An 18517-nucleotide genomic window follows, 5' to 3' on the forward strand; every position below is an offset into this window, starting at 1 on the left:
CACCCGTACGTCAGCTCTTTTTCAGGCTGACCATCCCACCGTAGGTCAGCCTTTCCAGGCTGACCTGCGAATCTGCTCGGTCCCAATGGGACGAAACGTACCCTATGAAACGCATCCGCAATTTTTGCATCATCGCTCACATCGATCATGGCAAGTCGACCTTGGCGGATCGACTGATCCAGGCCTGTGGTGGCGTGACCCAGCGTGACTTTCATGATCAGATGCTTGATTCGATGGATATTGAGCGTGAGCGTGGAATCACCATCAAGAGCAACACGGTTACGTTGAACTATCGTGCGGCCGATGGCAACGACTATCAGCTCAACTTGATCGACACGCCCGGCCACGTGGACTTTTCTCATGAGGTCCGCCGGTCACTGATGGCGTGCGATGGTGCGTTGATCGTGGTCGACGCGTCACAGGGCGTGGAAGCTCAAACGGTCGCCAATCTGTATTTGGCGTTGGAATACGACCTGCAGTTGCTGCCCGTGATCAACAAGATCGACCTGCCGGCGGCTGACGTGGATCGTGCCCGTGAAGCGATCGATGCCGAGCTGGGCCTGGACCCTTTTGCCGCCATCCCCGTGTCGGCAAAAACCGGGGTCGGGATCGAGGACGTTCTCGAAGGAATCGTGAACCACCTGCCGCCACCCAAGGGTGATCCTCAGGCTCCTCTGAAAGGCCTCGTGTTCGACGCTCATTTTGACAAGTACCGCGGCGTGATCCTGCAATGCCGTGTGATGGAAGGAACGCTCAAGAATCGTGACACGATCCTTTTCATGCACGGAGGACACGACTACAAAGTCGACGAGTTGGGTTACAACCAACTGAAGCTCAATCCGCAAGCTCAGCTCCGGGCTGGCGAAGTCGGCTACATCGTGGCGGGTGTCAAGAGTGTGCAAGACATCGAGATTGGGGACACGATCACGTTGGCCGACCGCCCGGCGTCGGAGCCCATTCCAGGCTATCAACCAGCCAAACAAGTCGTGTTCTCGTCGGTCTACCCGATGAGCACCGATGAGTACCCCGAGCTGACCAAGGCCCTTGAAAAACTGGCGATCAACGACGCCGCTCTGACTTATGAAAAGGATAGTTCGGCGGCGTTGGGTTTTGGGTTTCGCTGCGGGTTCCTCGGCCTGTTGCACTTGGACGTGATCCAAGAGCGGTTGCAGCGTGAGTTTGACCTCGGTTTGGTAATCTCCGCGCCGTCGGTCAAGTACAAACTGACGCTCAAGGATGGATCGACAATCGACGTCGACAACCCCAGCTACTGGCCCGATCCGACGAACATCGATTCGGCAATGGAGCCCTATATCAAAGCGTCCATCTTGACGCCGGAGGAATACGTCGGGCCGGTCATGGAGTTGTGTCGCGAGCATCGCTCGGAAAGCCAAACCATGAACTATCTATCGGCAGGACGAGTGGAAGTGAGCAGCGAAATGCCGCTGGGCGAAGTCCTGTTTGATTTCTACGGCAAACTCAAGATGATCACGCGTGGCTATGGATCCTTTGACTACGAACCGATTGAGTACCGGCCAACCGATGTGGTGAAGGTCGATATCTTGGTGAACAAGGAGCCGATCGACGCACTTTCCTACCTCGTGCACCGCGACAAAGCGAGAACGCGTGCGTTGCACTATTGCGAACAATTGGCCGAAGAAATCCCGCGTCACCAATTCAAGATTCCTATTCAAGGTGCGATCGGCGGGACGATCATCGCACGAGCAACGATTCAGCCCTACCGCAAGGACGTCACCGCGAAGCTGTACGGGGGCGACGTCACTCGGAAGAAAAAACTGTTGGAGAAACAAAAGAAGGGCAAAGCAAAGATGAAGCAATTCGGCAGCGTCAACATCCCCCAAAAAGCCTTCGTTTCCGTCCTCCGCGCCGACAAAACCTAAACGCTACTCTGGAAATTTGACATGGAACCCAAACTGAGGATTCGTCTGACCGGGTGCGCCGACCTTGTTAGAATGGTCCAAGTCAAAGCTCTTTTTCAATCGGCTTGATCGAGAAAATTGAGCATTACGAACCCAAACAGAAAGAGGGCTTCCGATGATCAGGCAAGACCCGATTCCACTCGAAGACCGAGTGAGTCAGCTAGAGCAAGAGGTCAGACGTTTGAAGTCTCGATTGCCGGATTGCAACGATGAAATGGGATGGTTGGCATCTTTTGACGGAGTTCTAGAAGACGATGCACTGACAGCCGAAGCAGAGCGTCTCGGTAGGGAGTGGCGAAAATCCCAGCAAGACGGGGCTAATGAACCGTAATGTTTATCCTAGACACGGATCATTTGTCGATCATCGAACGACGGACCGGTGATGAATACGAGCGGATTATCTCGAAGGTCAAGGAGCACGGGGCAGGCAATGTTTTTGTTACCGTCGCCAGCATGCACGAGCAATTCTTGGGATGGCATAACGCGATTGCGAAGTGCAAGGACGAGGTAGCACGAGTGCAGCCGTACCGCCGACTTGCGGCATTGTCTGCAACGTACCGCCAAAGCCAGATGCTTAGTTGTACGGATGCTGCTGCTCGAGAATTCCAAAGACTGCGAGGTGAGAAAATCCGCATCGACACGATGGACTTGCGGATTGCTTCGATCGCATTGGTAAATCAAAAGACGATTGTCACACGCAATCGTATCGACTACGAAAGAGTCCCGGGATTGCAAGTTGAAGATTGGACGAGTCAGCCATAGAGATAAGATTGTCGCCGACAGAACCTAAACGCTCCTCTGGAAATTTGACATGGAGTATCCATTCGCCGGTTTTGTTCCTCCATTTGGGAGATACGCCGAAGGCGTTTAACATCATAGCCCAGGGTAAGGTTCCCACGAGTGCAACGAGTGGGACCGCCACCCTGGGTTCAAAACTCGTCGCCGGTTCTGTAGTGCGGCCGAATTCGAAACCAGTATCACGCAACGAATCTCCGAACGATGTCCCATCAAGATGCCCTCAGTAGCCCTGGCTCGAACCCACCCGAGGCTCCCGTCACACCGGACTTGGCGTTGGTGCGAACCGATTTGGCCAACGAGCGTACCTTGCTTGCGTATGGACGCACCGCGTTGATGATCATCGGCACGGGATTTTCGTTGATTCAATTTCTTGAGCCCACACCGGGGTTGCTGATCGGCGGTTGGACATTGATCGGATTGGGGGGAGTGCTGGGGTTGGTCGGAATTCATCGATTCACCTCGTTGCGTCGGCGGCTTCACTAGCGGGCTGTTGATTAAGTGAGCCGCGACGCGTAAGCGGCCGGGCCTACCGTATTGCCCGGTGCCTGACGGCCCACGGCTCACCCTTGCGTTCCCAATTTCGATGAAATCAACAGGCCACTAGCGGGGCGGAGTTGTCGATCCGGCAAGCCGAGCTTTTTCGACACTTCTCGCTGATCGCCACCCCGCAGAACGCTCGTTCCCAGGTTCGCGCCTGGAAACGCACTGTCATGGAGGCTCTGCCTCGCGAAAATCAGCGTGGCTTAGAAAATGTCAGCAGATCGGCAGGCAGGAGCCTGCTGATCATTGGGTTCCCAGGTAGGAGCCTGAGAACCAGTGGTGGCAATCAGCGAAAAGTGTCGCTTTTTCCAGTGAATTCTGGTGGCTTTGCCTCGTGTTTTACGCGATTTCCGTGTTCCGCCGCTGGCTCGGCTGTCAACAAACGCTAGCCCGACGCCTATACTCGGATGCCCCTGGCGAGCCCCCTTTTTTGCAAGAGAACGATTGACGTGAGTTTCGAAGATACCCCTGTCGCACACCATTCCAGCGAAGCAACCGCGATGAATTTGCCCGAAAGTGTCTCCAGTGGCGGATCACGTTGCGATGTGGAGGCGCCCATTCACGTTGACCCGAACGAGCCTCGAAACGAACGCGTTGATCTGAAACGGATCGAAGCCGCGGTGCGTGTCATCTTGGACGCTGTGGGAGAAAACCCTGATCGAGAAGGACTACTGGAGACGCCTGCACGCGTCGCCAGAATGTACGCAGAGATGTTCGCGGGGCTGCACAGCGATCCTGGTCGTCACTTGGCCAAGGTTTTCACCGAGCAGTACGACGAAATCGTTTTGGTCCGCGACATCAGTTTCTGCAGCATGTGTGAGCATCACTTGCTACCGTTTACAGGACGTGCCCATATCGCGTACTTGCCCAGCGGCAAGGTCGTCGGGTTGAGCAAGTTGGCTCGGGTGGTCGAGGAAGTCGCTCGTCGTCCACAGGTACAGGAACGCTTGACCCAGACGGTTGCCGATTTGATCGAGGATCGTTTGTCGGCTCGCGGTGTTGCCGTGGTGGTCGAATCGACGCACAGTTGTATGACCATGCGTGGCGTCCGCAAGCCCGGCAGCATGTGCTTGACCAGTGCCATGCGGGGGACTTTTCGAACGGATAGCAAGAGCCGCGCCGAAGTGTTGAATTTGATCAATCGGCACACGACCGGTTGACTTGGTTGCCGTTTGCGATCGAAATACACTCTATGGAGATTGATCGGCAACGGGTTCAAGACGACTTGCGGGGAATCGTACGCGGCGACGTGATGTGCGATCGCGTTTCCGCGCAGATCTACGCGTCGGACGCCAGCATCTATCAGATGACGCCCATCGGCGTCGTCCGGCCACAGACCGCATCCGATGTCATTGCGGTGATGGAGTATGCCGACCAGCATGACTTGGCGATCCATGCCCGAGGTGGCGGGAGCGGTTCGGCGGGGGAATCCATCGGCCGCGGACTGGTCATGGATTTCTCGCGATACATGCGTCGCATCGATGCATCCTCTGACGGCGCTCTGGTGACGTTGCAAAGCGGCTCGACGCTTGCCGAGTTGAATCGCAATGTCGCCAAGCATGGTCGATGGTTTGGCCCGGACCCGATGACACGCAGCATCACGACGATCGGTGGCGTGTTGTCGACCAATGCATCAGGGAGTCATTTTCTGAGAAGCGGTTCGGCACGCGATGCGATCTCGTCCATGCGAGTCGTGACCGCGGATGGAAATCTATTGGATCTGTCGGTACACCGCGTCGATGAACCGGGGCCGGCCGGTCGGCTCGCCCGCGGATTGCTGGAAATCCGAAATCAGTACCGTGAGCAAATCGAAGCCCAGTCGACGATGCCCGCGTGTCGAGGCGGCTACCGCCTGGACGGTTTGTTCGGCGAAGACACCACGGGGCATGGAGTCACCGTGGATTTGGCCAAGTTCATGGTGGGAACCCAAGGCACATTGGCATTGATCGTTGACGCAACGGTGCGCACCGAATTGATTCCCAAGCATCGTGGCGTGCTGTTGCTGTTCTTCCATCGCTTGGAGTTTGCCGCTCGGTGTGCCGTTCGCGCCTTGGAACATGGCTTGGTCGCCTGTGACATGATGGACCGACGGCTGTTGGAGATCGCACGTGAAACGGAGTCCCGTTTTGCCTCGATCCTGCCGCGGGAAACCGAAGCGATGTTGCTGATTGAATTGCAAGGTGAATCCCTCGCCGACTTGAACGATCGCCTGGCGTTGGTCCAACGCGATTTGTCGACCGGCCCCGACGCGGCGTTCGCCAGCACGGCAACGACCGAGCAGTCACAGCGAGATATGTTTTGGGCGTTGTGTCGACGAGCGATCCCGCGTCTGGCACGGGTCAAAGGCGCTGGCGCGCCGGTTCCATTCACCGAAGACATCGCGGTGCCACCAGAGAAACTGCCAAGGATGCTGACGGAGATTCAGGACACGCTGAAAAAGAACCAAACAACGGCAACGATCTTTGCGCACGCCGGTCACGGCCAATTGCATGTTCGCCCCTTCCTGAACTTGAGAGACCCTGAGGACCACAAACTGTTGGTGACGCTCTCTCAGCAGATCGCAGAAGTGGTCTGGCGATCAGGCGGACACATCGGGGGTGAGCATGCGACCGGGCTGAGTCGCAGCTATTTGATGCCCAAACAGTTTGACGAGTTTTGGCCGGCAATGGGCCAGATCAAACGATTGTTCGACCCACAGCATCGACTTAACCCCGGAAAGCTTTTTGGAGCCGTGCTGCAACGGCCCAACGAAAACCTGCGACCGTTGGAGCGAACGATCGAAATCTCCGCCGACAGCCGCGTGATCACCAAAGCCCATGAATCGGTGATTCAAGCATCACGGTTGACAGGTCGCAACGTGCCTCAGCTACCCGTGTTGCAGAGCTGGCCGCCCAACGCACCGATCAGTCGACAAACCGAATCCTGCAACGGGTGCGCTCGATGTCGTACCACGACCGACTCTGAACGCATGTGCCCGGTGTTTCGTGCGACGCGTCGCGAGGAGGCGTCGCCACGCGCCAAGGCGAACTTGTTGCGGGGCGTGCTGAGCGGACAGATTCCGATCGAAGATCTGGCCGGCGCGAGGGCCAAGGAGTTTGCAGACCTTTGTTTCAATTGCCACCAATGTCGTGTGGAGTGTCCAGCGAACGTCGACATTCCCAAGATCGTTGGTGAGCTAAAGGCGCAGTATGTTGCCACCAACGGGTTGCCATTCTCGGATCAGTTGATCGGACGTATCGACACCGTTGCTGCGATCGGCTCGCGTCTGCCTTGGATCTCCAATCTGGTGATCCGAAATTCCGCCATGCGATGGCTCGCGGAAAAGCTGTTGGGTTTGTCCGCTGCTCGAGAGTTGCCGCCGCTGGTCGGTGAAACATTCATCCGCCACGCCGCTAAACGACGGTGGACCAAATCGCTACCGCACGGCGGCACCAAAGTCGTCTATTTTGTGGACCACTATGCCAATTACCACGATCCGGACATCGGCCGCGCCTTTGCTGAGATCCTGCAGCAAAACGGGATCGGACTGTATGTCCCGACATCGCAAGCCAACAGTGGGATGCCACGGATCACGGCGGGCGACCTCAAGGGCGCTCGAAAGATCGCACGCCGAAACGTACGCTTGCTGTCCGACGCCGTTCGGCAAGGATACACCGTCGTCGCCACCGAACCGGCGGCAGCTCTGTGTCTAAAACACGAGTACCCCAATTTGCTCGATGACGAAGACGCTCATGTGGTCGCCAAGAATTCGCACGAAGCGTGCCAGTTCCTGTGGTCGCTGCATGAGAACGAGCGGCTCAACTTGGATTTTCACGATGTCGATACGACGGTCGCCTACCACCAGCCCTGTCATCTGCGTGTCTTGGATCCGACGCAATCGAGCACCAAGCTGCTGGGTTTGATTCCCGGCCTGGGTGTGGAAACGATCCGAGGTGGCTGCACCGGAATGGCGGGCACCTGGGGCTTGCAACGCAAGAACTATCGAAATAGCTTGCGAATCGGATGGCCGATGATCTCGGCAGTGCGAAATTCACCGGTCCAGACTGCCTGTACCGAGTGCAGCGCGTGCAAGATGCAGATCGAACACGGCAGCGGCCGAGACACGCTGCATCCACTGAAGCTGCTTGCCTATGCGTACGGTCGCTTTCCTAAAATCGAAACCATGCTGATGCCGAGCGAATGATGCGTTTGCGAGTGCTCCTGTTTGCAGCCGTCCGCCAATCCGCTCAACAAGATTGGATCGATGTCGACGTCGCCGAGGATTCTCCCGTCGCCGGCGACGTGCTGGCCGCGGTCGCAGATCAACTGCCCGCGATCGCTCCATTGATTCCTAGCTGCCGATTGGCCGTGGACGACAGCTACGTCGGCAACAACACGCCAATAGACGATACGTCGATCATCGCGTTGATTCCCCCAACAAGTGGCGGATGATGGACAATATCAATCGAACGTTCGTGCAATTGGTGCAGACTCCGATTCGCATGGAGCCACTGCTGCCTTTGCTGGACGATCCCGACTGCGGAGCGCAAAGTTGGTTTCACGGCGTGACCCGTCGCACCACGATGGTCGACGCCCCATCGCAATCCGAACCGGGCTCGCGTTCGCAGTGCCAAATCACCGAGACGTTGTTCTACGAGTCGCATCAGACGATGGCGTTGAAGCAGTTGCATGAGTTGGCCGACAACGCGTTGCAACGATTTGGGCTTTCTCGGATCGTCATCGTCCATCGCTTGGGTGAGGTCCCCATCGGAGAGGCCAGCGTGGTTATCGGATGCTGCAGCGCGCACCGCCGAAACAGCTTTGACGCGTTGCCTTGGATGATGGACGAGTTGAAATCCAATGTCGCCATTTGGAAGCAAGAGCGTTTGCAGGATGGCTCCACGCTTTGGGTTCATCCCACTACACCATGAAAGACGAACACGCATCCGAAACAAGCGGCGATGCGGACACCAACCGAGGACGCCGGATCTACTTGGACCACGCCGCCACGTCGTGGCCCAAGCCAAATCAATGCATCGAAGCGATGATCGATTTCATTCGCGAATGTGGCGCCGCATCGGGTCGGGGTGCGTATGCAAACTCTGTTCGGGCAACCGCGATCGTCGATTCCTTGCGTCGAGAGATCGCACGTTGGTTGGGCGTTTCGTCACCACGGGACATTTCCTTTCATGCCAACGGAACCGCGGCAATCAACGCCGCGTTGGGCGGCTTGCTGAGAGTCGGCGACCACGTCGTCACCACCGGGGCCGATCACAACAGTGTGTTGCGTCCACTGCATGCAATGGCTGGGTCGTCGCTGATCGATTGGACGATTGTTGACTGCGATCGATCGGGGCGTGTGTCACCGGACGATGTCTTGGCGGCCGTGACTGACCGAACGCGAATGGTCGCGGTGACGCACGCGGCCAACGTCACCGGTACGGTTCAGCCGATTTCAGAAATCGGCCAGCGGATCGCCGATCATCCCGCGATCTACTTTTGCGACGCCGCCCAAACCTTTGGTTACTTGCCGATCAACGTCCGCGAGATGGGAATCGATGTGCTCGCCGCGCCAGGACACAAAGGTGCGTTGGGGCCGTTAGGGACAGGCTTTCTGTATCTCGCAGAGAAACTGCACAGTGAAATCCGGCCGACAATCCTTGGCGGCACCGGTTCGGCATCGGAATCACTGGACATGCCAAGCAACTATCCAGACAAACTGGAATCGGGCAATCTGAATGTTCCCGCGTTGGCCGGTTGGCTGGCGGCGATGCGAGCGATGGGATCACCCGACGCGCAATCGGTGTTGAAACTGAAAACGATTGCGGCGCGGCTGCATGCCGGTTTGCGATCGATCGATACGATTGATGTTATGGGCGATGAATCATCACTGCCGATCGCCAGCATCGTCATGCAATCACTCGCACCACACGACCTGGCCTCCATCCTGGACGCGGAATACGGAATCGAAACGCGATCAGGATTTCATTGTGCGGCAAGAATCCATCATGCGTTGGGCAGCGAAGACGGGGGAACCCTGCGGATCAGCGGCGGGCATGGCACAACGGCCGAGGAAATCGACGCTTTGATCGCAGCGATTCGCGAGATCAGCGATCAAGTCAACGGCTGATCATTGTTTGCCGCCTGGTAGCGATTCAAGAACTCGTCGACTTGTCTGCGAATCTCGGATGCCACCGAGCCAATGTCTTGCTCCGCATCGATGACCATCGTCTCGGGGCTGCTGTGGGGCAGCTGCTGCAAGAATGCTTGGCGGACTGATTCCATGTAGCCCGTCCCGCGTGATTCCATACGATCGGTGGGCCCGGTGATTCGTTGCATCGACGTGGCGGCGGACAAGTCCAACAGAATCGTCAAGTCGGGGATCAGACCGTTGTTGGCTAGTCGGCCCAACTGCCACAAGTCGGTCGGCGCGATGGCCTGCTTTTCAGAATCGCCGATGCTCTGATAGACAACCGTGGAGAGCAGGAAGCGATCTGAGATCACCACTTTGCCGAGGGCCAGCGCCGGTCGGATGATCGTCTCGACCATCTCGCATCGACTGGCCATGAACAACATCGCTTCGGTACGGCGATGCATCGTCAAATCGGAATCCAGCAGCAGGGATCGCAAGCGGGCTCCGATCTCGGTGCTGCCGGGGTCTCGGACCGTGACGACTTGATGTCCGGCATTTTCCAAGTGCGACTGCAGAGAGGCAATCTGAGTGGACTTGCCCACTCCGTCGATACCGTCCAAGGTGATGAACATTCGGGCTCAATTTCCTTCTGATCAGCGGATCCGCTGGCGGATTGCCGCCAGTTTTTTTGGTTTTTTGGGCGGCCAGTGGAGAACCGTAGGAGTGGCAATAGAGTGCAAAATCCTAGTGTTTTGGGCCCCCGAGGGCACAATTTGGGCGGCTGGCGAACACTCGTTCAGGTGGCAGGCATGAGTATCTTGGCAGGAAATGTTTGCCCTAGCGAACCCAAAAGGGTAGGATCTCGTCCACTAGTCTAGCGTAACGGAATTCTCTTTTCTGTGGAGTGGCAGATGAATCTAGGTACTCACATTCGATTTTGTCAGTCGTGTCCGACCTGCGGTCGACGTGTTCAGATTCGCGCATCTTTACTTGGGACGCAAGTGGCCTGTCGCCATTGTCATGCGACGTTCACGGCCAGCGCCTTCGAAGACGAGCCGGGCGCAGTGGACGACGCGAAACGCTTGATGGATCGCGTCGAACAGATGCTTGTGCGTGCAGAGCTGGATGCTCCCATGACAAGTGAAACGACATGTGCCTGAGCTGAACGTTCAGGCGACTCAGATCCAGCCGGGCTCAGGGACGCCCCCGACTGGATTCTTTTTTGATGAGATCCTCTTCTTTGTCCCTGTGATCACGTTCTGTCGCGTTCACATCTCACGTGTTCACATCTGTTGGGTTGTCTCCAGAGGTGCCTCTGAGTCGATCAAGTCACCCAGGGTCGGTGCCGGCGCGATGATGACCTCTTGTTCGTCGATCATGGACATGGGCATGTAGGACGGCTCCTGCGGAGGCGTTCTCAAGCGGATACCACAGTTCGTGCATTCGCCCTCCAGCATCGCTGAAGCGTCGGTTGTTCCTGGCAACCCGATCAGCATCTCTGCGGAAATCGGACCTGGGTCGATCCACATGCCTTCTGGAGTCAGTTGCATGGTGCCCAAGTCAAAGTCCAGACCACGCCGGATCACTTCATAGTTGACGTAAACGTTCAGCAATGCGTTCTGAGCAGTGAGCAAGTCGTTGAAGGCCGAGATCGTGTCCCGAGCAGCCGTTGGACCACTGTTGAGCCCCCGGGCGTCTCTCAAGATCCGAATGTCTTCGTTGAGTTCGATCTGCATTGCGGCAATCCGGACGCTTTCGCGTTGCAACTCAAACGTCAACTGGTTGGACTGCAGTTGGCGGATCTGGCCTCGAACGAGTCGCCAAATTCCGTCCTCGAAAGCATAGTAGCTTCGTCTTGCCTGTTCGAACTCAATCAGCGACTGACGGTAGGTGTTACGTTCCTGCAGTCGTGTGATGGGAGCATCCCACTGCAGCCCGACACGCAGCGAAGCGGTATCTCCACGCAGTGCGAACGGGTTGTTGCCGTCGTTCGAGATGCCTCCGTCAAAGGTGAGGTCGAGTGAACTCTCCAAATTGTCCGCGTTGAATTCAATCAGACGCCACGCGTCCACCAGTGAGGCTCGGGCGTTGGCCCAATCGCGTCGGTGGGTGCGTGCAATCTCAAAGGCAGCATGGGGAACAAGATCGACTTCTGGCAAGACAACACTTTCGGTCCGAGCGCGTGCTTGGATCAACTGCATTGCCAAGACATCGTCGGCCAAATCCGACAGCAGATCTTGGGAGGCGAGAACCAGTTTCTCTCTGACGGCTTTGGCGGTATCTGCCTCTGTTGCATCCCCGGCGCCTTCTTTGGCAAAGGTTTCCAGGTTCTCACGTAGTTCTGCCAGTCGCTCGGTATGTTGCTCGAGTCGTTTCAGAAGCGCATCGAAGTCGGCTCGCAACTCTGGTTGTAGTTCGTCAAGTTCGCTGATGTCGAACACTGACTCGTCCACCTCGGTCAGATTCAACAACGTGCACTTGTTTTCTTTTTCGAGTGCATACAGTTTCCGCAGTCTCTTGTTGCGAGCCTTGCGTTCGGGGATCGATTCGCTGAGCTTCTCGATATCCGAGTCGATTTTAGGCGCGTCGACTTCGGTCAGCTTGGTCAAGAATTCCCGCAGCGGGTTGATGGTCTTCTGCAGGTCGCCAACGGCTTGAGCTACATTCTCATTCCATTTCAAAGTCGATTCGGGGAGTCCGGTGTCTGGATCGATGATCGCCTCACCTTCCTCCAACAACCTGACATTGTAGGCACCCACCTCGGTTCGCACGCGAATCAGCTCTTCGCGACGAGTTCGAAGTTCACGATCGATCAACTCAAAGCGATTGAGCATCGGGTCATCGATTTCGACACACAAGTACGGCGGCAGTCCGAGGTCCCCGAGAAAGGCATCCAGTGACGCTTGGAAACCGGTTTGACGAGCGACCAAAGCGTTCTGCTGACCCAACAGAGCCGATCTCGCCTGGGCAACTTGCAATCGCTGACGAACGATCGCCTCAGGATCCTCGGGGATCGTGGTGAGCAACTCGATGAGAGTGCTCTCCAGGACCAGCAAGTTTTCACTCAGTCGAGCGATGTTTTCTTCCAGGTTGCGAATTTGCAGTTGATCCTGTTGCAGACCCAGGAATCCGCCCGCGTCGGGCACGCCGCCGCCGGTGCCGAATCCACCACCGCCGCCGCCACCGCCGCCGCCCAGACCTGCGAATCCGCCACCGAGTCCCGTGAATCCTCCGAGTCCCACTCCGAACACGCCACCGCTACGCTGGACCGTGCTCTCAATGCCACGGCCAATGGTGATGTTCAGATAAAAGCTCCGACGATAACGTTCGAATGCACGAACATTGGCCAGCAGCCGGCGTTCAGAAAGCGTCAGACGTTCCATCACTCGATCGCGTCCGGCGCCTCGCAGCAATGGTTGGATCAGCGAAAAGTCAAGTATCGTGGTCGCGCTCTGCGTGTTGGGACCACTGAGTTGCCAAGTGATTTGGTTTGCCAATCCGACGACGAGATCCGCCCCGGTTCCAAAGAAACGTTGCATCCTGAGATTGTTGTTACCCAGGGAAACGCTTGAATCACCGTTGCCGCGTACGGTTCCCGAGGCACCAAGCCCGCCAAAGAACTGTGTATCGAACTGGAATCGTTCGCTACTGACGTCCAATGCGGCCAAGTACAACTGCTCCAATTGACGCTGGTAATCGGGCGAGTGCAGCAGCGCCAGTTGGACCGCCGTATCGGCGTCCAGGACCAAGATCCCCTCGTCATTGAGCGGCAGATGCTCCCACCATCCGGGATTCTCCACCGCGTTGGTGACGCCGGCGGCTTCCCACATCGGATAGCCTCGACGGCCGTCCACGCATTGCATGTATCGGTGGGAAGCAGGATCGTCCACCGGCATCGGCTGAAAATCCAAGTCGAACGGATTGAACATCCGGCTTCGCTGATCAATGTCGATCCGCAACGCCGTATTGGGTGAACGTGCGATGTGGTTGCCCTTTTCCTCGATCAGCAGGTGAGCCTCCTGGTCGGCCTGCAACCGGTAATGCTGACGGTGACACCCACTGAGGCTGAAAAGAGCGATACCGAGGACCAAGGGCCAAAATGCGTAGTGCAACGTTGTCTTCACTTTGATCCGCCAAACCGAGGGATTTGATAGCAAGCTCACAATCGCGATAATGCGAACGCGTTGGGACGCTGTTTTCTCCGTTCGGTGATGATCCGGTGCCAACTTCACCGATAACAACGATGGCAGCCGCCGAAAGAGGGCCGTTCAGACCTGTTTTGCCGGATGTGCGGCTTATTCGGTCGGGCGAAAAAGGTTCGACGGACTAGGTCAACAAGGCCACACGGGGGGGTGCTGCCAAGATCAAAGATGCGTGCAGAGTGTGCCGATTGCACAGAAATGCTTGACGGTCCAAACCACCCAACTTACTATCCAGTGAAACGTTTCGTCTCGTCTACTGCATTCATTTCGTCCGTGACTGGCTCTTTGCAGCCATTCTCATTGACGCCGGCATCGGACGCATCCCTTTCCAGCGCGCGTCGTAACCTCGAGCGATCATGAAGTTTGTCATACTCGGTCTGCTGATCGTTCTCTTCATCGGCTTCTGCGTGGCTGTTTGGAAAGCCGCTCAGAATTGGCGTTGGTACCACATCACCGCAGCCGTGATCACGATGATCCTTTCGATCGTCTTTCTGTTCCCCACGGCGAACGTCCTGAAGTCACGTCAGGCGTGGCACAAGATCAAGGAAGAGTTGGAGGAGCGATTGGAGAAAGCTGAGCAGGAGACGCACCTGATCAGATATGGCGATCTGAGCGATCCGACAGCCGCCGTCGGATTGAGCGATCTAACGCTTGAGTTGAGCAAGATCGGTATCGAGGCAGGACGGAGATGGCGAAACCTGCGTATGCGCAGTGGCGATGCCAACACGGTTTCCTTGACCAAGCCGGTTCTTCAACAGCCGGTTGATCCCGCGCTGGCAGCTGCAGCTGATCCAGCGGCTCCCGCTGCTGCTGATCCGGCTGCCGGTCCCATGGTTCCCGTTGGGCTGATCGTTTATGGATTCGCCGAAGGCCCATTCCCCAATGTGGATCGTCCGATACCGGTGAAGTACTTGGGTGAGTTCAAGGTCACCGCGAGCGACCCCAACTCGGTCACGCTGACACCGACCAGTGCACTGGAACAAACCCAAGTCGCCGCGATCACGGGTGGACAAGCCGTCTCGTGGTCGTTGTATGAAATGTTGCCCTTGGATGGTCACGATCCATTCATCGTCGATGCGAGCAAGCCCACCGACGACAACATTTTGGGCCGCGTGGACGAAGCACTCGTCAACGCACTGCTGCGAAACGCTCGACCGGATACGCTTCAGGCCTACCTGAACGATGGCAAGAAGGGCAAATCGAGTAAGACCGAAAACAACTGGGTCAAGATCGAATTCATCAAGAAACACCAGATTGATGTCGACAGCCCGGAGCAGCGAGGCGCGTTGGACGGAGGCTTCTTTGACAACAACGGACGTTCGGTTGACAGTCGTTTGCAAAGAGACGATGACGGCATGGTCCGATTCGCTGTCGGTGATATCTTGGTCGTTTCCGAGGAAACCGCCAAGCAACTCGTCGACGTCGAAGGCGTCGCCCGTCTGTTGGACAACTACTATTTGCGGAGACTAAACGATTACCGTTTTGTTCTGCGTCGTCTGCGTGTACGAATCAGCGAGTTGGCGATTCGTCGTCAGGAACTGGAGTACGAGCAAGAGGTCCTGCAGGCTGCTGACAACGCGAACGGCAAGATGCTGGAACTGGGGCAAACGGAAAAGGTCATGTTGGAACAGGACCTGACTCAAACACGCGTGGAAGCCAAAGCGATCGGCGACTATCACGACGCCCTCGTCGAGGATCTGCGTCAAGCCCGTGAAACGCTGACTCGTCTCTACAAGAGCAACATCATGCTCGAGCAGCAATTGGACCAGCTCAACGGAACGGTGGCCCGCTGAGGCGGTAGTGGGATTCGCCAGAATTCCGTTCGGACAGTCGCTCGATTTTCCAAATCGATATTGTAGATCCAAGCGTTTCAAAAACTCAACAGCTCCCCATGGGCGACTCGGCCACCTCTCGAGTCTGGAAACGATTTCTTAAGGCCCAGTCGGCGATTCGAACCGCACTGGCAGCGATTTGTCCGCCGCCAAGGCAAGCCACTGCCTGCGGCGACCGGCTTGCTGCCCTGGCAACCATCGCCCATCTCAAAGAAGCCTTCAAAGCGTCGACGCTCAACCTGATCGCGGCCTACCAAACCCATACACAAAGCTTCTTCTAAGTCGCGACGTCGCATCTCTCTGGTATTGGTCAGCGACCGGCCAAAAGCACGCTTCACATCAACGGTGCGACCATCGATCTGATCGCTTTCATCGATGATGCCAGCCGCGTGCTCTGTCACGGCGAATTCTTCTTCGAGGAAAACGTCGACTCGATGGTCCGCGCTATCCGCAGTGCGTTTTACAAACGCGGACTTCCCCAGCAGTTGCTCGTCGACAACGGATCGATCTACTGTTGCCAGGAGATCACGTTGATCTGTGCCCGGGTGGGATGCATCTTGCGACACACGGCGGTTCGAGACGCGGCGGCCAAGGGAAAGATCGAACGCTTCTTTCGCCGAGTCCGCGATCAGTTCTTGATCGACCTGCGTGGCCGAAAGATCGTGCTGCGTCACGAATGTCATCGCGATGGCGACGTGATCGTCTACGAAGGTGGCCGCCGGATCGGTAAGGCCCGCCTGCTGGACGCCGTGGCCAACGGCATGATGCGCCGGAAAGAAACCTCGTGAGCCTCAGGCGCTAGCCGTGGGCCCCGAACCACAATCCGCACCTCGATGCCTCGTGGCCTCAGACGCTAGGCGTGGATTGGCACGAAGACAGTCTGCGCATATCAGCCGCCACGCGATAGCGTCCGGTTCTCACGCCTGTCATCGGGAACCGGACGCTATCGCGTGCCGGCTGATGAATCATCCGCGCCTAGCCGTGGGCCCCGAACCACAATCCGCACCACTCGTCCACCCTTCTCCCCCAGCTTTTCTGGGGGAGAAGGGCTGGGGATGAGGGGGCTGAGCGCTGAAACGTTGCTTCACCCAACACGCATCCATCCCAAGCGACTTCGAGCACGAAAAGCCAACTACCAACTTCACTCCTCCCATTTCCAACATCCACCCATGATCAGATCCTACTTTCTCTGATTCGAAGCTCCTTCCGTCGAGCTTGTCTCGGCGGAGGAAACAACTGACGGCTACTTGCCCAGGCCAACAAAATTTCCCCACCGCCCGCGAATCGCCTTGGGCGATTCGCGGGCGGTGGGGAAGTGAATGCGATTGTGTTACCGGGTAGCTGCCAGTTGTTGCTCCGAACCGGGGCAAGCCCGTCGGAAGCAAAGAATCCATCTTGCGTCGACCGTGAATGCCGCCAGCCGCAACCTTTTGCAGCCCGGCTTTCGACAGCCAAGCGTCCCCGTAACTACCCCCGTCCCATTTTCTCGTCCAAGCGGACGGATACTTTCGTTTTCAGTGTCCCCGTTGCGGCGAAGTACGTGCGACGGTGAATCCGAAAAACAACATGGCACATTGCTTCTGTTGCGGGGAGAACACCAACAACATCGACTTGATGATGCACTACGGGCACGACTTCTTGCCGGCGGTGAAAATCCTGGAAGGTTGGCTGGAGCAATACCGAAGCGACCTCGGCCAACCCGCCCCGTCGCAGCAGGCCTCATCGCAATCTTCGTGAGCTAAACCTGTTGCCACCGCATCGTGCCGGTATCATCGGAAACAAGCAGATCGCAATGCGACCGTTCCATCAGGACGGTCGCATTTTTCATGCGCTGTCGAGTCGATCCGGCCCCAGCGATCGCAGAAAGAGACCGTGAACAATGAGTCACTTCTGGTCAATAAAACCATCCGATCTCAATTCGGCCAAGAACATCCCAAGAGAATCGATTGAGAAAACGCCGTCGAGAAGTCTCTCCAATCTTCGCAACAATTCGGCCACGCACCCCTCAAGAGAACCAAAAATCCACCCAGTCTCAATTCGGCCAAAAATGCGACATCAAAAAGGCCGGTAACATATACTTTCTTCCTCCATACTCGCCAGAGCTGAATCTAATCGAGATTGTCTGGAAGAAGATCACGCATCAATGGCTACCATTGCAAGCTTATAAATCCGCGCAGAGTCTGTGGGATGAACTCGGAGCAGTCTTAGCAGAGATCGGCAAAAAACTATAAGTCAACTTTGATCCACTATGATTTATGATTCATGCATAAAACTTACGTGCAGGTGCTTTATCGTCCGAAGCCGCCTATGTCCGTTGCAGCTATTCTACTTTTAGTCGATCCGAATATGGCCTGTTTCCCCATCCAGAATCTTTGAAGTACTCTTCTCCATAGCCCATTTCTGCGAGCTTTTGTATCATTCGATCTGGCTTCGGCTCACCTTCAATATCCGAGTAACTTCTTCGACTAAGTGAATCCAGAAAATCGGCAGTGTCGTGCTTGGCGGTCGGCGAGGCTTTGTGATCAAGAAGGCACACAACTTGATCCCCGTTTGCGTTGAAACTTGCTTCCCTAAGTGGCGTTTGCCCAATTGAATCAGATGGTAAATCTGGGTCGGCGCCAGACTTCAATAGTATCTCAAGGCAATCCAGTCTTTCATTTATAATTGCAAAGTGAAGCGGTGTTCCCAAAGCCGATCCGCCTCCCTTGCTCTTTAAGTTGACATCGATATCGCCTTTGACAAGTTGACTCAGCCACCAAGAATCAGGAGCACCAGACGCATTGTGAACTATCGCAAGTCCATTTTTGTCGAAAACGTCCACTGCCGCGTTGATCTCCAGCAGCTTCTTAAACGACTCTTTCTGCTTACACTTGAATGCGTACTGTAAGAGCGATTCCTTTGAAATCGGCTTTTGAAGCCTTAAGTTTCCCCCTCCCTCGCCGAATTCTTCAATGGCACTCACGTCCCCTTCGCTAATCGACTTCCAAATGCTGTTAGAGAAACTGCTGTTCATGCCATTGTTGTAGCTACATCCAACAGTTGCCAACAAGATTACGGGAAGCAAGACAAATTTGTTTCTCATGCTCATGGCAC

17 protein-coding genes are annotated in these 18517 nt (G+C 56.3%); 13 read left to right on the plus strand and 4 right to left on the minus strand.

All coding sequences use genetic code 11. From position 1 onward, the window contains the following. Nucleotides 1-104: 104 nt before the first annotated feature. The 9 genes from lepA to Pla52nx_RS04110 all read left to right on the plus strand — a co-directional run bounded on the left by lepA (nucleotide 105) and on the right by Pla52nx_RS04110 (nucleotide 9387). On the plus strand, nucleotides 105-1901 hold the full coding sequence (gene lepA, locus Pla52nx_RS04070; protein ID WP_146518398.1) for a translation elongation factor 4: 1797 nt from the start codon (nucleotides 105-107) through the stop codon (nucleotides 1899-1901). 154 nt (nucleotides 1902-2055) lie between these two features. Then, entirely contained in the window at nucleotides 2056-2271 is a 216-nt protein-coding gene (locus Pla52nx_RS04075) for a hypothetical protein (RefSeq protein ID WP_146518399.1), read from the plus strand. After that, nucleotides 2271-2702: a type II toxin-antitoxin system VapC family toxin gene (locus Pla52nx_RS04080; protein WP_146518400.1), complete on the plus strand. Its 432-nt coding sequence runs from the start codon at nucleotides 2271-2273 to the stop codon at nucleotides 2700-2702. The genes Pla52nx_RS04075 and Pla52nx_RS04080 overlap by 1 nt, the downstream gene beginning before the upstream one ends. A gap of 237 nt (nucleotides 2703-2939) precedes the next feature. Next, complete coding sequence (locus tag Pla52nx_RS04085; protein WP_146518401.1) at nucleotides 2940-3221, plus strand: DUF202 domain-containing protein; 282 nt, start codon at nucleotides 2940-2942, stop codon at nucleotides 3219-3221. Nucleotides 3222-3778: 557 nt separating this feature from the next. Beyond that, entirely contained in the window at nucleotides 3779-4438 is a 660-nt protein-coding gene (gene folE / locus Pla52nx_RS04090; RefSeq protein WP_390620369.1) for a GTP cyclohydrolase I FolE, read from the plus strand. Between the two features lie 32 nt (nucleotides 4439-4470). Next, entirely contained in the window at nucleotides 4471-7461 is a 2991-nt protein-coding gene (locus tag Pla52nx_RS04095; protein ID WP_146518402.1) for an anaerobic glycerol-3-phosphate dehydrogenase subunit C, read from the plus strand. After that, nucleotides 7458-7709: a MoaD/ThiS family protein gene (locus Pla52nx_RS04100; protein WP_146518403.1), complete on the plus strand. Its 252-nt coding sequence runs from the start codon at nucleotides 7458-7460 to the stop codon at nucleotides 7707-7709. Before Pla52nx_RS04095 ends, Pla52nx_RS04100 begins: the two co-directional genes overlap by 4 nt. Further along, entirely contained in the window at nucleotides 7706-8188 is a 483-nt protein-coding gene (locus tag Pla52nx_RS04105; protein ID WP_231741711.1) for a molybdopterin synthase catalytic subunit, read from the plus strand. The genes Pla52nx_RS04100 and Pla52nx_RS04105 overlap by 4 nt, the downstream gene beginning before the upstream one ends. After that, a complete protein-coding gene (locus tag Pla52nx_RS04110) occupies nucleotides 8185-9387 on the plus strand; it encodes an aminotransferase class V-fold PLP-dependent enzyme (protein ID WP_146518404.1) in 1203 nt (400 codons plus the stop codon). The genes Pla52nx_RS04105 and Pla52nx_RS04110 overlap by 4 nt, the downstream gene beginning before the upstream one ends. On the opposite strand, the gene tmk is transcribed toward Pla52nx_RS04110, so the two are convergent. Both tmk and Pla52nx_RS04120 read right to left on the minus strand, forming a co-directional pair. Continuing rightward, nucleotides 9372-10022: a dTMP kinase gene (gene tmk, locus Pla52nx_RS04115; RefSeq protein ID WP_146518405.1), complete on the minus strand. Its 651-nt coding sequence runs from the start codon at nucleotides 10020-10022 to the stop codon at nucleotides 9372-9374. The genes Pla52nx_RS04110 and tmk overlap by 16 nt on opposite strands. 651 nt (nucleotides 10023-10673) lie before the next feature. Then, nucleotides 10674-13502, minus strand: coding sequence for a hypothetical protein (locus Pla52nx_RS04120; RefSeq protein WP_146518407.1), 2829 nt, complete (start codon nucleotides 13500-13502; stop codon nucleotides 10674-10676). 446 nt (nucleotides 13503-13948) lie between these two features. Between Pla52nx_RS04120 and Pla52nx_RS04125 the strand changes: the two genes are divergently transcribed. Beyond that, on the plus strand, nucleotides 13949-15385 hold the full coding sequence (locus Pla52nx_RS04125) for a hypothetical protein (RefSeq protein WP_146518408.1): 1437 nt from the start codon (nucleotides 13949-13951) through the stop codon (nucleotides 15383-15385). 77 nt (nucleotides 15386-15462) lie between these two features. Here the strand turns inward: Pla52nx_RS04125 and Pla52nx_RS04130 are convergent, their stop codons facing one another. Then, nucleotides 15463-15825 (minus strand): hypothetical protein, encoded by a 363-nt coding sequence (locus Pla52nx_RS04130; protein WP_146518409.1) that lies wholly within the window; start codon nucleotides 15823-15825, stop codon nucleotides 15463-15465. Between Pla52nx_RS04130 and Pla52nx_RS04135 the strand changes: the two genes are divergently transcribed. The 3 genes from Pla52nx_RS04135 (at nucleotide 15814) to Pla52nx_RS32865 (ending at nucleotide 17655) form a co-directional block, all read left to right on the plus strand. Beyond that, nucleotides 15814-16212, plus strand: coding sequence for a DDE-type integrase/transposase/recombinase (locus tag Pla52nx_RS04135; RefSeq protein WP_197454276.1), 399 nt, complete (start codon nucleotides 15814-15816; stop codon nucleotides 16210-16212). The two genes, Pla52nx_RS04130 and Pla52nx_RS04135, sit on opposite strands and share 12 nt — an antisense overlap. Before the next feature lie 778 nt (nucleotides 16213-16990). Then, entirely contained in the window at nucleotides 16991-17161 is a 171-nt protein-coding gene (locus tag Pla52nx_RS04140; protein WP_197454278.1) for a hypothetical protein, read from the plus strand. 209 nt (nucleotides 17162-17370) lie between these two features. Beyond that, nucleotides 17371-17655 (plus strand): transposase, encoded by a 285-nt coding sequence (locus tag Pla52nx_RS32865; RefSeq protein WP_197454279.1) that lies wholly within the window; start codon nucleotides 17371-17373, stop codon nucleotides 17653-17655. An 89-nt stretch (nucleotides 17656-17744) separates the two neighbouring features. Here the strand turns inward: Pla52nx_RS32865 and Pla52nx_RS04145 are convergent, their stop codons facing one another. Continuing rightward, complete coding sequence (locus Pla52nx_RS04145; protein WP_146518411.1) at nucleotides 17745-18512, minus strand: ankyrin repeat domain-containing protein; 768 nt, start codon at nucleotides 18510-18512, stop codon at nucleotides 17745-17747. Between the last annotated feature and the right edge of the window lie 5 nt (nucleotides 18513-18517).

This window comes from Stieleria varia (genome assembly GCF_038443385.1).
Lineage (GTDB): Bacteria > Planctomycetota > Planctomycetia > Pirellulales > Pirellulaceae > Stieleria > Stieleria varia.

Excerpts from the sequence above, each read along its gene's own strand:
- lepA (WP_146518398.1), top strand. The coding sequence starts at position 105 with ATGAAACGCATCCGCAATTTTTGCATCATCGCTCACATCGATCATGGC.
- Pla52nx_RS04075 (WP_146518399.1), top strand. The coding sequence starts at position 2,056 with ATGATCAGGCAAGACCCGATTCCACTCGAAGACCGAGTGAGTCAGCTA.
- Pla52nx_RS04080 (WP_146518400.1), top strand. The coding sequence starts at position 2,271 with ATGTTTATCCTAGACACGGATCATTTGTCGATCATCGAACGACGGACC.
- Pla52nx_RS04085 (WP_146518401.1), top strand. The coding sequence starts at position 2,940 with ATGTCCCATCAAGATGCCCTCAGTAGCCCTGGCTCGAACCCACCCGAG.
- folE (WP_390620369.1), top strand. The coding sequence starts at position 3,779 with ATGAATTTGCCCGAAAGTGTCTCCAGTGGCGGATCACGTTGCGATGTG.
- Pla52nx_RS04095 (WP_146518402.1), top strand. The coding sequence starts at position 4,471 with ATGGAGATTGATCGGCAACGGGTTCAAGACGACTTGCGGGGAATCGTA.
- Pla52nx_RS04100 (WP_146518403.1), top strand. The coding sequence starts at position 7,458 with ATGATGCGTTTGCGAGTGCTCCTGTTTGCAGCCGTCCGCCAATCCGCT.
- Pla52nx_RS04105 (WP_231741711.1), top strand. The coding sequence starts at position 7,706 with ATGATGGACAATATCAATCGAACGTTCGTGCAATTGGTGCAGACTCCG.
- Pla52nx_RS04110 (WP_146518404.1), top strand. The coding sequence starts at position 8,185 with ATGAAAGACGAACACGCATCCGAAACAAGCGGCGATGCGGACACCAAC.
- tmk (WP_146518405.1), bottom strand. The coding sequence starts at position 10,022 with ATGTTCATCACCTTGGACGGTATCGACGGAGTGGGCAAGTCCACTCAG.
- Pla52nx_RS04125 (WP_146518408.1), top strand. The coding sequence starts at position 13,949 with ATGAAGTTTGTCATACTCGGTCTGCTGATCGTTCTCTTCATCGGCTTC.
- Pla52nx_RS04140 (WP_197454278.1), top strand. The coding sequence starts at position 16,991 with ATGGCACATTGCTTCTGTTGCGGGGAGAACACCAACAACATCGACTTG.
- Pla52nx_RS04145 (WP_146518411.1), bottom strand. The coding sequence starts at position 18,512 with ATGAGCATGAGAAACAAATTTGTCTTGCTTCCCGTAATCTTGTTGGCA.